The organism is Pseudomonas sp. G5(2012) (assembly GCF_000408945.1).
In the GTDB taxonomy this organism is placed as follows: Bacteria; Pseudomonadota; Gammaproteobacteria; order Pseudomonadales; family Pseudomonadaceae; genus Aquipseudomonas; species Aquipseudomonas umsongensis.
Genome location: NZ_APIO01000057.1, coordinates 1 through 12,144, shown reverse-complemented (window position 1 = coordinate 12,144; position 12,144 = coordinate 1). Strand labels below are relative to the sequence as shown.

The following is a 12,144-nucleotide window of genomic DNA, read 5'->3' as shown; positions in this document are numbered from 1 at the left end:
GCAGGAATGGATATGTACTCGGTCTACAAAATCCAGCTCGGCTGTCAGCCCCCTATCGCAGGGGCCTCAAAGATGATCCGCATCAATCACCGCCTTGGCGAACGCCTGCGGATCTTCCTGTGGCAAGTTGTGGCCGATGCCGCCGCTGATCAGGCGGAATTCGTACTTGCCGGTAAAGCGCTTGGCGTAATCCTCGGGGGCGGGGTGCGGTGCGCCGTTGGCGTCGCCTTCCAGGGTGATGGTCGGCACGCTGATGGAAGGTGCGGTGGCCAGTTTCTGTTCCAGCGCTTCGTAGCGGCTCTCGCCCTGGACCAGGCCTAGGCGCCAGCGGTAGTTGAACACGGTGATGTCGACATGGTCGGGGTTTTCCAGCGCCTTGGCGCTGCGGTCGAAGGTGGCGTCATCGAAGGCCCATTTTGGCGAGGCCGTTTGCCAGATCAGCTTGGCGAAGTCATGGGTGTTTTTCTCGTACCCGGCGCGGCCGCGGTCGGTGGCGAAGTAGAACTGGTACCACCACTGCAGCTCGGCCTTGGGTGGCAGCGGGTTCTTGCCGGCGGCCTGGTTGCCGATCAGGTACCCACTGACCGAGACCAGTGCCTTGACCCGTTCTGGCCACAGCGCCGAAACGATGTCGGCCGAGCGTGCGCCCCAATCATAGCCACCGAGCACGGCTTGCTTGATTTTCAGCGCGTCCATGAAGTCGATGACGTCGCTGGCCAGGGCGGCCGGCTGGCCGTTGCGCAGGGTTTTTTCGGAGAGAAAATGCGTGTCCCCGTAGCCGCGGGCATAGGGCATCAACACGCGATAACCCTTGGCCGCCAACAAGGGCGCGACTGCGTCATAGCTGTGTATGTCGTACGGCCAACCGTGCAGCAGAATCACCACCGGGCCATCGGCCGGGCCCGTTTCGGCGTACGCCACGTTGAGCAGGCCGGCGTTGACATGCTTGAGCGGGCCAAATGGCAAATCTGCCGCCTGCGTGACGCCAGCCGCTGTCGCAGCAGGCTGTAGGGTAGCTGAGGTTTGTCCGTGAGCGGCTCCCAGGACGCCGAACAGACTCAGCGCGAGGATCGAAGCGCTGATCAGACTGCGGCGGGGTTTACCGGTGTTGTCGTTCTGCTGTGCCATTTTCATCGTGATCTCTCCCTTGCAAACCGCTGGCCAGGGGACCCAGCCGATCCCCTTCAAACCCTGCCTGCATTTGAGCGCGATGACGTATCTGGCCTGTGTCGAAGAGCGGGACCGGTGCAAGCACCTGTATCCCGCCGTTGTCCAGATACACAGTGATACACAACGTCGGATCAAGCCTGCGCTGCGCTTACCTCACCACTGACCATGGACTTCCTGCGCACCGATTGATACAGCAGGCTGGACACCATGAAGCCAATGATCGCCAACCCGCTCATCAGGCTGAATACATAGGTATAGCCTTGCTCGCCAGGGAAGTGGTCGAGGATCGCGCCGTAGATCACGTAGGCGAACATGCCCGGTGCATAGCCGATCAGGCAGCCGATGCCGAAGGCCGAGCCGGTGATGTGTTGCGGGATGCCGACTTCACCCATCGGCGCCCAGAACACGCCGCGCATGGAGAACACGATCAGCGCGAAGGACAGGGTGGCGGCCATGCCGGCATAGATGAAGCTCGGGTTCTTCGGAATCAGCAGGATGATGCCCATCAGCGGCAGCAGCGCGAGGAACGCCCACTTCAGGTAGCGGCTGGTGCTCTTGAACTGCTTGTCGGCGATGAAACCGCCGGCAGGGCCACCGAGGATCTTCAGGAAGTACTGGTTGATGATGCCGTAGGCGCCCACCAGTGCCACCGGCAGGCCGTACATTTCCTTGAGGTAGGGAATGAAGTAGGTCAGGCCGCAGTAGACGATGTAGACCATGAACACGTTGAGGCTGACCAGCCAGATGCCCGGCACCTTGATGGCTTCGAACAGGTTGGCCAGGCCGTTGCCGGGCTTGGCGGTCGTTTTTGTGCCACCGCTCTTGAGCAGGAACCAGGTCAGGGTCCCGGCCAGAATGTCGATCACCGAGTAGAACAGGATCGCCGATTTCAGGCCGGCTTCGCCCGAACCCATGGCGACGAACACCCCCAGCGCGCAGAAGGCCACCAGCGTATCCACGACCCCACGTCCACCTTCCAGCAGGCCGAACAGCCGACCCTGTTCCTGATCGTCACCCAGGTTGCGGATGGCCTTGAGCAATGAAGGCCAGAAGAGGCAGTCGGCACACACCGCCAGCAGGCTGAACACGATCAACAGGTTATTGAAGGGTGGAAAGGTTGCCAGATACAGCCCCAGGCTACCGGTGCCGATCAGGCCGATGGGAATCAGTTTGCGCGTGTCGTAGCGATCGGCGAGCAGGCCGCCGACCACGAACAGCGCAGTGGCGATGATCGCGTTGGCGCTTAGCAACAGGCCGATTTCAGTGTGGCTCAAGCCCATGAATTGCTGCATGGGCACATAGAAGGCGTCCTTGAGGTTGGCCAGTTTGTAGATGGTGCCGCCACCGAGGATCAGTATCAGGAATCTGAGCCATTTGGCCTTGTTTTGAGTTGTCATTATTGTTCTCCGGGTGTAATCGGTTCGAAGCGTCGGGTTCAGGCTTGGGTCTTATTGGGCAGGGTCAGGCCAGGGTCAGCTCGGCCAGGGTGCGCAATTCGGCCAGCACACCGCGTACATAGGCCACCTGGTTGTTCGCCCAGCGGTGCTCGTCGGCCAGCATTCGCTCCAGCGAGAAGCCGTCGGGCAGGGGTGTTTCACTCATTTCCCGATAAGCGATGAAGGGGTCGGCCGCCTCAGCGGTCTGGCGGAACGCCGGCGCCACGTAGTGGTTTTCCTGCTCGAGGATGAAAGCGATCACCTGCGGGGTTGTGTCGCCCAGCATCAACAGCTCGAACAGCAGGCGGGCGCTGGGCAGGTCGTCTTCGGTGCTGCCTTGCAGCACGCCGTAATGGCCGAAGCCGTTTTGCTCGGGGACAATGCGCACACCCTTGAGGTGCGCCTGGCGGATGTGCGGCGCCAGGTTGCGCAATGCCTGCAGGGGTTGTTCGCAGGCATTGATCATGTTGCCGAAGTCGAAAAGGGCACGCAGGCGAGGGTGGTCGAGGCGCTTGAGCAGTTGCGCGATCTCGTTGCTCTTGAGCTCTTCATGCTGCTCGAAGTCGAAGTACAGGTCGTGCTCATCCGCCTGCTGCGCCAAGTAGCGCAGATCGGTTTCGATCAGGTCAATGACCCGCGACAGCGTTCCCTCGTAGCGCGAGTAGACGCGGATGTTGCGTACGCCCAGGGCGCGGGCGATGGCGATCACCTGGTCGACATCTTTCTTCTGGGTGCTGCTGATTTCCAGATGCACGTCCAGTCCCAGGGCGCGGGCCTTGTCGGCAAACACCTGCAGTTGCGCGGGCGTCATCTGGCTCAGGCTGTTGGCCTCGCCGTCGAGCAAGTGCAGGCTCAGGCCTTGCAACTCGTGGCGATAGGCGAAATCGAGCAGGTCGACGGGGGTGACGCGACCCTGGGTGAGGTTGGTCAGCAGCGGATAGGCGTGGGCAAACAGGCGCAGTTGCGCCAGTCGTTCGAGCAATTGCCGGGCCAGTGCGTCAGTCAGCACGGGCGCCGTGTCTTCCTCGACCACGTTGTGGCAAAGCAAAGCGTTGAATCGTTCCTGGATCTTATTGTTCATTCGAGTCGTTCCTGGTTCAGACACCGGGTCTTGCGGCGCAGCCTTTATCGCGCCAGCCAGGAACTCTCGATAGATCCATTATCAGTTAATTGATAAGACCACTTGTTGTGCTCAAGTGGCCTGCGTCAGGCACCCCATCGCGTCCAGGGCCCGGGCCAGCGCCTCGACGCGCTCCCGGGCCTGGTTTTCGGGGGTGCCGGCAAAGCCGATCAGCAGGGCCGGCGGCAGGACGTGCTCGATGCAGTAGTCGGAGAGGGCGTAGGTGTGGATGTTGTGTTGCGCCAGTTGCTTGGCAATGGCGTCGTCATCGAGCTCGGGAGGCAGCCAGGCGATCAGGTGCATGCCGGCGTCCACCGGGGTGATTCGCAAGAAGTTGCCGAGTTGTTGTTGCAGTTGCTCGACCAGCGCTTGCTGGCGGGCCTGGTACAGCGCGCGCATACGGCGAATATGGCCGAGAAAGTGACCTTCGCGCATGAAATCCGCGGTCACCGCCTGCAGCAGTGTGGCGGGGCTGCGATCCATCACCGCACGCAGGGTGCAGAAGGGCTCGATCAAATCCTGCGGCAGTATCACGTAACCCAGGCGCAACGAGGGGAAGAGCACTTTGCTGAACGTACCGACGTAGATCACCCGAGCCCGTTGATCCATTGCATAGAGTGCCGGCAACGGGCGGCCGTTGTAGCGAAACTCACTGTCGCAATCGTCTTCGATGATCCAGCTATGGTGGTGTGCAGCCCAATCGATGAGTGCCTGACGCCGCGCATAGCTCATGGTTACGCCCAGGGGATGCTGGCGAGACGGTGTGGTAAAAGCCAGGCGAGCTTCAGGGCAGCGGCTCAGTCCTTGCTCGACATCGATGCCCTGTTCATCGATACGCACCGGCACTACTTGACCGCCTTGGGCCTGGAACGCGATTCGCGCGGCGATATGCCCCGGGTCCTCCATCCACACGCTGTCCTGGGGGTTGAGCAACAGCATGGCCAGCAGGTTGAAGGCTTGTTGGGCACCGGAAACGATCACCACCTGCTCGACACTGCAGTCGATGCCACGGGCGTCGAAAACGTATTCGGCAATGGCCTGGCGCAGGGCCAACAGCCCTTGCAGTTCGCCATAGCCGAGCATGGCTTTGCTCGGCTTGTGCAGGTGGCGGTTCATCAGGCGTTTCCAGACCGGTTGCGGGAACGCGTCGTAGGCGCTGTGGCTGGGCAGGAATGAAATGGGCGTTTGCGCCGCCCAACCGGTATAGGAAACGCCACGAAAATGCCGGCTGCGCAACGACAGCATGGACTGGCTCAGATCGGACAAACGAGGGGGCTCGGGCTGCTGCGGTTGCTCGGCAATGCCTCGACTTTCCCACTCAGTGCCGACGTAGGTCCCGGCCCCGGTCCGCGACGCCAGAAAGCCCTCGGCAATCAGTTGATCGAATGCATTGAGAATGGTGATCCGCGACAGTTCCAGCTCCTTGCTCAAGGTGCGGGTCGATGGCAGGCGCACGCCTCCCTGAATCCGCCCCCCGAGAATCTGTTTGCGAATCTGCAAGTAGAGTTGGCGGTAAAGGGGGATGGCGCTGGCACGGTCCAGCTCGATGCCCGACAACAGCAAACCTGCGGAGGATTTCATTACATGCTCGTCTGGATGGAGTGTGTTTGACCTGGAACGCCGTCAGGCACCCCGTAAGGGTAGCGAGCGACACTGGAGAAGTCATCCACCGCCGTCATCGCCACAGCGAGCACTGTCATGAAATGAAAAGCCATTGTCGTCTGATGAGAAGCGGCTCACCAGGCAGCATCCTACAGTCCAATCAGCGCAAATCGACGCAGCAGCCAATATTGCAGACTGGAGAATAAGAAAAATGGCCAAGGCCGTACGCTTCTACGAAACCGGTGGTCCCGAAGTCCTTCGCTACGAGGATGTCGAAGTCGGCGATCCCGGTCCAGGCCAGGTTCGACTGCGTCATGTGGCGGTCGGCCTGAACTATGCCGACACCTACTTTCGCAATGGCACCTACCCAATCCCGATGCCCAACGGCATGGGGGTCGAGGCGTCCGGTGTGGTCCAGGCCATCGGCGAAGGCGTGACCAACGTCCAGGTGGGGGACCGCGTCACCTATACCGGTTTCCTCAACACCCTTGGCGCCTACAGCACCGAACGGCTGATTGCGGCCGCGCCGCTAATCAAGCTGCCGGAAACCATCAGCTTCGAAACGGCGGCGGCGATGACCATGCGCGGGCTGACGTCTTCGTACCTGATGCGCCGCATCTACGACTTCAAGGAAGGTGACAGCATTCTGCTGCACGCCGCCGCTGGCGGTGTCGGCCTGATCGTTTCGCAGTGGGCCAAGTTGCTCGGGCTGAACGTGATCGGCACGGTGTCGACCGAGCAAAAGGCCGAGATCGCCCGGGCTCACGGTTGCGACCATACGATCAATTACAGCCATGAAGACGTTGCTGCACGCGTTCGCGAATTGACCGACGGCGTGGGCGTCAATGTGGTGTTCGACAGTGTTGGCAAGAACACCTTCATGGGTTCGCTGGATTCGTTGAAACCCCGTGGCCTGATGGTCTGCGTGGGTACTGCATCCGGGCCGATCCCGGCGTTCGACCCGGTGATGCTGGCGATGAAAGGTTCGCTGTACCTGACCCGTCCGGCCCTGGCCAACTACATCAGCGACCCGGCCGAAAAAGCCGCCCTGGCTGGTGAGTTGTTCGATCACGTCGGCAGTGGCCGGATCAAGATCGAGATCAACCAGCACTACGCCTTGCAGGATGCGGTACAAGCGCATCGTGACCTTGAGTCGCGCAAGACAACCGGTTCGTCGATTTTCGTCATTTAAGGAGCGGCCAGCCATGAAAGTCGAACAATTGACCTACAGCATCGGCGCCGAACTGATCGGCGTGAACCTCGCCGACGCGGTGCATGACGACGGTCTGTTTGCCGAGATTCGTGCCCAGTTGCTCAAGCACCGCGTGGTGTTCCTGCGCGACCAGGACATCACTCGCGCCGAACACGTGGCCTTCGCCCGGCGCTTCGGCGAACTGGAGGACCATCCGGTGGCCGGCAGCGATCCGGAGCACCCGGGGCTGGTGCGCATCTACAAGAACCCGGACCAGCCGATGGACCGCTACGAAAACGCCTGGCACACCGATGCGACCTGGCGCGAGGCACCGCCGATGGGTTGCGTGCTGCGCTGCGTGGAATGCCCACCGGTCGGTGGCGACACCATGTGGGTCAACATGGTCGAGGCCTACGCGCGCTTGCCTGAAGACGTAAAGCTGAAGATTGCCGACTTGCGCGCCCGCCACAGTATCGAAGCGAGCTTCGGTGCGGCGATGCCGATCGAGAAACGCCTGGCGCTCAAGGCCATGTACCCGGACGCCGAGCATCCGGTGGTGCGCACGCACCCGGAAACCGGCGAGAAAGTGCTGTTCGTCAACGCCTTCACCACCCACTTGAGCAACTACCACACCCCTGAACGGGTGCGCTTCGGCCAGGACGCCAACCCCGGCGCGAGCGATTTGCTGCGCTACCTGATCAGCCAGGCGTATATCCCCGAGTATCAAGTGCGCTGGCGCTGGAAACCCAACAGCATCGCCATCTGGGACAACCGCAGTACCCAGCACTACGCCGTCATGGATTACCCACCGTGCCATCGAAAGATGGAGCGCGCCGGGATCATCGGCGACAAGACGTACTGATCGACCCTTTCTGCATACGCACTCGTAAACACGCCTGCCCGGCACGCATCCGGGTGGGCGGGACAATCATAAGAACTGGAGTAACTCATGCAATTCTTCGACGATTCCCTGCACCCAGAAAACATGGAAAAAGTGGTCATCACCGTGGCCCCGTACGGCCCGGAATGGATGCCGGAAGACTTCCCGGAAGACATCCCGTTGACCATGGACGAGCAAGTCCAGAAAGCGGTCGATTGCTATGAAGCCGGCGCCACGGTCCTGCACCTGCATGTACGTGAACTGGACGGCAAGGGCTCCAAGCGCCTGTCGAAGTTCAACGAGCTGATCGCCGGTGTGCGCGAAGCCGTGCCGGACATGATCATCCAGGTGGGTGGCTCGATTTCCTTCGCCCCGGAAAGTGATGGCGAAGCGGCCAAGTGGTTGTCCGACGATACGCGCCACATGTTGGCCGAGCTGACGCCAAAACCGGACCAGGTCACGGTGGCGATCAACACCACCCAGATGAACATCATGGAGCTGCTGTACCCGGAATACCTGGAAGGCACTTCCCTGGCCAACCCGCTGGTCCAGGCTGCCTACAGCGAAATGACCGTACCGGCAGGGCCAGCCTGGGTTGCCGAGCACCTCAAGCGCCTGATGGACAACGACATCCAGCCGCACTTCCAGCTGACCGGCATTCATGCCTACGAAACCCTGGAGCGCCTGGTGCGCAAGGGCATCTACAAAGGCCCGCTGAACCTGACCTGGATCGGCATCGGCGGTGGTTTCGACGGTCCGAACCCGTTCAACTTCTTCAACTTCATCCACCGTGTTCCGGACGGCTGCACCCTGACTTCGGAGTCGCTGCTCAAGAACGTGCTGCCGTTCAACACCATGGCGATGTCCATGGGGCTGCACCCGCGCGTTGGCAACGAAGACACTATCATTGATCACAAGGGCGAGCGTTTCGGCTCGGTTGCGCAAATCCAGCAAACCGTGCGCATTGCCCACGAACTGGGTCGCGAAATCGCCACGGGCAAAGAAGCCCGCGAGATTTATCGCATCGGCGTGAAGTACGACAGCATCGAGCAGACCCTGCTTGCCAACGGTATGTCGCCCAACCGCAAGGCCGGGCAAAAAGGTGTGCCGCAACGCGGCTGACCCGTGGTGCGCACGAGAGGCCGTGACCCCTCGTGCGCACTGCAAAACGCTTGATAACAAAAATAAATAAAAGCTTTGAGGAGGCTGCATGGCCTTTCACCCAATCGCCGACGATGACGACGCTGGTTGCGTCAACGTTGCGCGTAAATATGCCTGGATTGTCTTCGCACTGACGTTCGGCCTGTTGATTTCCGACTACATGTCACGCCAGGTGCTGAACGCGGTGTTCCCGCTGCTCAAGGGCGAATGGGCCTTGAGCGACGGGCAGCTTGGCCTGCTCAGTGGCATTGTCGCGCTGATGGTTGGCCTGCTGACATTTCCGCTGTCGCTGATGGCTGACCGCTTTGGCCGGGTCAAGAGCCTGGCGCTGATGGCGATGCTGTGGAGCCTGGCCACGCTGGGTTGCGCGTTGGCGCAGGACTATCAGCAAATGTTCATCGCGCGGTTCATGGTCGGCGTCGGCGAAGCCGCCTACGGCAGTGTCGGCATCGCGGTGGTGATTTCGGTGTTTCCGAAACACATGCGGGCGACCCTGGCCAGCGCGTTCATGGCGGGCGGGATGTTTGGCTCGGTGTTGGGCATGGCGTTGGGCGGTGCTATCGCCGCCAAGCTTGGCTGGCGCTGGTCGTTCGCTGGCATGGCGCTGTTTGGTTTGCTGCTGGCAATCCTGTACCCGATCATCGTCAAGGAAGCACGCATTGCGCCCAAGCGTGCAGCCCAGTTGGCGAACAAGGTAGCCGCGGCCAAGCGTCCGCTGCGTACGCTGTGGTCCAGTCGTTCGGTGGTGGCTACCTACATCGGCAGCGGCTTGCAGCTGTTCGTCGGCGGCACGGTAATGGTGTGGATTCCCAGCTACCTCAATCGCTACTACGACATGCCCACGGACAAGGCTGGCGGCATGGCCGCAATCATCGTGCTGTGCAGTGGTACCGGGATGATCCTGTGCGGCATGCTCAGCGATCGCCTGTGTCGCAACTCGCCGGAACGCAAGGTCAGCCTGGCCATCGCGTTTTGCCTGGGCAGTTGCCTGTTGCTGTCGGCGGCGTTCGCGCTACAGGCAGGGCCGTTGCAGCTGGCACTGATCTGCCTGGGCATGCTGATTGCCACCGGTACCACCGGCCCGGCTGGCGCGATGGTTGCCAACCTGACCCATTACTCGGTCCATGGCACGGCCTTCGCCACGCTGACATTGGCCAACAACATGCTGGGACTGGCGCCAGGACCGTTCATCACCGGAAGGGTGTCGGACCTCATCGGCCTGCATGCCGCTTTTCAACTGGTGCCACTGGTCAGCCTCGCGGCAGCGGCCGTGTTCTTCTACGCCAAGTGTCATTACCACAAAGATATTGCCCGTCTTCAGGGTCAGACCGTGCCTGACCGCGTCAGCCAAGCCGGGTTAGAGGTGAAGTTGTGAGTCGTCGTCTACAGATTGATGTGTTTTTCGATTTTATCTGCCCCTGGTGCCTGATCGGCAAGCGCCAGCTGGAGCATGCGCAGGTACAGTTTCGCAGTCGCCACCCGGATGTGCAGATCAGCACGCAGTGGCATGGCGTGCAGTTGCTGCCACAGTTGCCGGTAGAAGGTGAGCCTTTCGCCGATTTCTACCGCAAGCGCCTGGGCAATGCCGACGCCATGACCATGCGTCAGGCCCAGGTACAACGGGCTGCCGCGGCGGTTGGACTGAACATCGACCTGACCCAGATCGAGACGATGCCCAACACCGCCGATGCCCATCGCCTGTTCGAGCGGATCAGCGCATTGGGCAATGCTGCCCAGTGTGAAATGTTGCTCGAGCGGCTGTTCGCCGCTTACTTCCGCAAGCGCGAGAACCTGGGGTGCCACGAGACTTTGCTCGCCATCGCCCGCTCCTGCGGTTTCGATAGCGACGCTGTGCTCGATTGCCTGAAGGGCGATGCCACGCCGTTTGCAGGATCGCCTGGTGCGACCAGTGGTGTGCCGAGCTTCCAGTTCGACCGGCGCATAACGGTGATCGGTGCACAACCTGCCCAGGCGCTGCTCAGCGCGATGAACGAAGCGCTCAAGGAACCTGAGCACGAGCGGCAGCCGGCATGACCCGGCGCATTCCCGTACCTGTCGGCAAACATCCGCAGGCCGGTGGCCGGGCGCTGTTCGAGTTCGAGGACAAAAGCCTGGCGTTGTTCAACGTCGACGGACAGCTGTTTGCCATCGACGACAGCTGTCCGCACCAGGGCGCCTCGCTGTGTGGCGGACGTCTCGAGGGGCGGGTGATCCAATGTTGCGCCCATGGTTTGCGCTTCGATTTGCACAGCGGCTACCTGCTCAATTCCAGGCAGGTCAAAGTCAACAACTACCCGGTCGAGATCATCGACGGCCAGGCGTTCATCGTCATAGTTCCTGAGGAGTCCGCGCCATGAGCGCCATCGCTCTTACCCGCATCCATAGTCGCACGCGCGAACTGGCCCCGGGCTTCATCGTCAGTCTGATCGTGGCTGCCGCCGCGTCGTTCTTGTCCGAGCACTACGGTGCGCCCGTCATGCTGTTTGCCCTGCTGCTGGGCATGGCCCTGAATTTCCTCGCCGGTGACGGCGTCTGCAAGGCCGGTATCGAGTTCACCGCACGCACCGTGTTGCGAATCGGGGTGGCGCTGCTGGGCATGCGCATCACCCTCGAACAGATGGCGGCGCTGGGCTGGAAGCCGGTGGCCCTGGTGGTGATCCTGGTGGTGGTTACCATCGGCGTGTCGGTAATCGCGGCCAAGGCGCTGGGCTTTCAGCGTTTGTTCGGCATGCTCACGGGTGGGGCTACCGCGATCTGTGGTGCATCGGCCGCATTGGCGCTGGCGGCAGCGCTGCCTAATCACCCGCAGAAAGAACGCGCGACCCTGTTCACGGTGATCGGAGTCTCGGCGCTGTCGACGTTGGCGATGATCGTCTACCCGATGATCGCCAATTGGCTGCAACTGTCGCCGCAAGTGGCCGGGGTGTTTCTTGGAGCGACCATCCACGATGTGGCGCAGGTGGTCGGTGCCGGCTACAGCATGTCAACCGAGACCGGTGATACGGCGACAGTGGTCAAGCTGATGCGCGTCGCCATGCTGCTGCCGGTGATCGTCACCGCCGCGATGATCACGCGCATGCAGGGCGCCGATCCGACCGGCAAGCGGCCACCGTTGCTGCCATGGTTCGCTGTCGGTTTCCTGATTCTGGCGTGCATCAACAGCACCGGGTGGATAGCCCCGGCGGTGCAGGGCTCGATCAATGAGCTGTCGCGCTGGTGCCTGGTGGTGTCCATCAGTGCCTTGGGCATGAAGACCCAGCTCAAGGAGCTGGCGGCGGTGGGCATCAAGCCGATCCTGCTGATGGTGGGGGAGACGGTGTTCCTCGTCGTGCTGGTGCTGTTGTTGCTGCACTGGGGCCTATGACTGCCGACGTAAATCGTTTTCTGGCAGAGGACCGCACCGCAGTTGGCTCCTAGCTGCGGTGGTGTTCTCGACCGGTGTCGATGACACTGGTTTTTCACGGCGACTGTACCAGCAGTCGCCGTTTTTTTTGCCCGGTGGGCCTGTGTGAAATTGGTTGTCGGAGTGCATATCCATTGCTGCGGTAACGGCCACCTATGGTTTCGCCCTTACGGCGACTCC

The 12,144-nt window shown here is 61.4% G+C and carries 11 protein-coding genes; 7 read left to right on the top strand and 4 right to left on the bottom strand.

From position 1 onward, the window contains the following. Positions 1–66: 66 nt before the first annotated feature. The 4 genes from PG5_RS17985 to PG5_RS17970 form a co-directional block, all read right to left on the bottom strand. Positions 67–1,134: an alpha/beta fold hydrolase gene (locus PG5_RS17985; RefSeq protein WP_020798549.1), complete on the bottom strand. Its 1,068-nt coding sequence runs from the start codon at positions 1,132–1,134 to the stop codon at positions 67–69. A gap of 167 nt (positions 1,135–1,301) precedes the next feature. Next, entirely contained in the window at positions 1,302–2,567 is a 1,266-nt protein-coding gene (locus tag PG5_RS17980) for an MFS transporter (protein WP_020798548.1), read from the bottom strand. Between the two features lie 64 nt (positions 2,568–2,631). After that, positions 2,632–3,687 carry a sugar phosphate isomerase/epimerase gene (locus tag PG5_RS17975; protein WP_020798547.1) on the bottom strand — a complete coding sequence of 352 codons (1,056 nt, stop codon included), beginning with the start codon at positions 3,685–3,687 and terminating at the stop codon, positions 2,632–2,634. 111 nt (positions 3,688–3,798) lie between these two features. Further along, on the bottom strand, positions 3,799–5,307 hold the full coding sequence (locus PG5_RS17970) for a PLP-dependent aminotransferase family protein (protein ID WP_020798546.1): 1,509 nt from the start codon (positions 5,305–5,307) through the stop codon (positions 3,799–3,801). 232 nt (positions 5,308–5,539) lie between these two features. Between PG5_RS17970 and PG5_RS17965 the strand changes: the two genes are divergently transcribed. The 7 genes from PG5_RS17965 (at position 5,540) to PG5_RS17935 (ending at position 11,925) form a co-directional block, all read left to right on the top strand. After that, positions 5,540–6,520 carry a quinone oxidoreductase gene (locus PG5_RS17965; RefSeq protein ID WP_020798544.1) on the top strand — a complete coding sequence of 327 codons (981 nt, stop codon included), beginning with the start codon at positions 5,540–5,542 and terminating at the stop codon, positions 6,518–6,520. A gap of 13 nt (positions 6,521–6,533) precedes the next feature. Continuing rightward, the gene (locus PG5_RS17960) at positions 6,534–7,382 is read left to right on the top strand and encodes a TauD/TfdA family dioxygenase (RefSeq protein ID WP_020798543.1); all 849 of its coding nucleotides are present in this window, start codon (positions 6,534–6,536) and stop codon (positions 7,380–7,382) included. 87 nt (positions 7,383–7,469) lie between these two features. Continuing rightward, complete coding sequence (locus PG5_RS17955) at positions 7,470–8,522, top strand: 3-keto-5-aminohexanoate cleavage protein (protein ID WP_020798542.1); 1,053 nt, start codon at positions 7,470–7,472, stop codon at positions 8,520–8,522. An 88-nt stretch (positions 8,523–8,610) separates the two neighbouring features. Further along, positions 8,611–9,936 carry an MFS transporter gene (locus PG5_RS17950; protein ID WP_020798541.1) on the top strand — a complete coding sequence of 442 codons (1,326 nt, stop codon included), beginning with the start codon at positions 8,611–8,613 and terminating at the stop codon, positions 9,934–9,936. Beyond that, positions 9,933–10,595, top strand: a complete 663-nt coding sequence (locus tag PG5_RS17945) for a DsbA family protein (protein WP_020798540.1) — start codon at positions 9,933–9,935, stop codon at positions 10,593–10,595. Before PG5_RS17950 ends, PG5_RS17945 begins: the two co-directional genes overlap by 4 nt. Next, positions 10,592–10,918, top strand: a complete 327-nt coding sequence (locus tag PG5_RS17940) for a Rieske 2Fe-2S domain-containing protein (protein ID WP_020798539.1) — start codon at positions 10,592–10,594, stop codon at positions 10,916–10,918. The genes PG5_RS17945 and PG5_RS17940 overlap by 4 nt, the downstream gene beginning before the upstream one ends. Beyond that, the gene (locus PG5_RS17935; protein ID WP_020798538.1) at positions 10,915–11,925 is read left to right on the top strand and encodes a YeiH family protein; all 1,011 of its coding nucleotides are present in this window, start codon (positions 10,915–10,917) and stop codon (positions 11,923–11,925) included. Before PG5_RS17940 ends, PG5_RS17935 begins: the two co-directional genes overlap by 4 nt. Positions 11,926–12,144 lie beyond the last annotated feature (219 nt).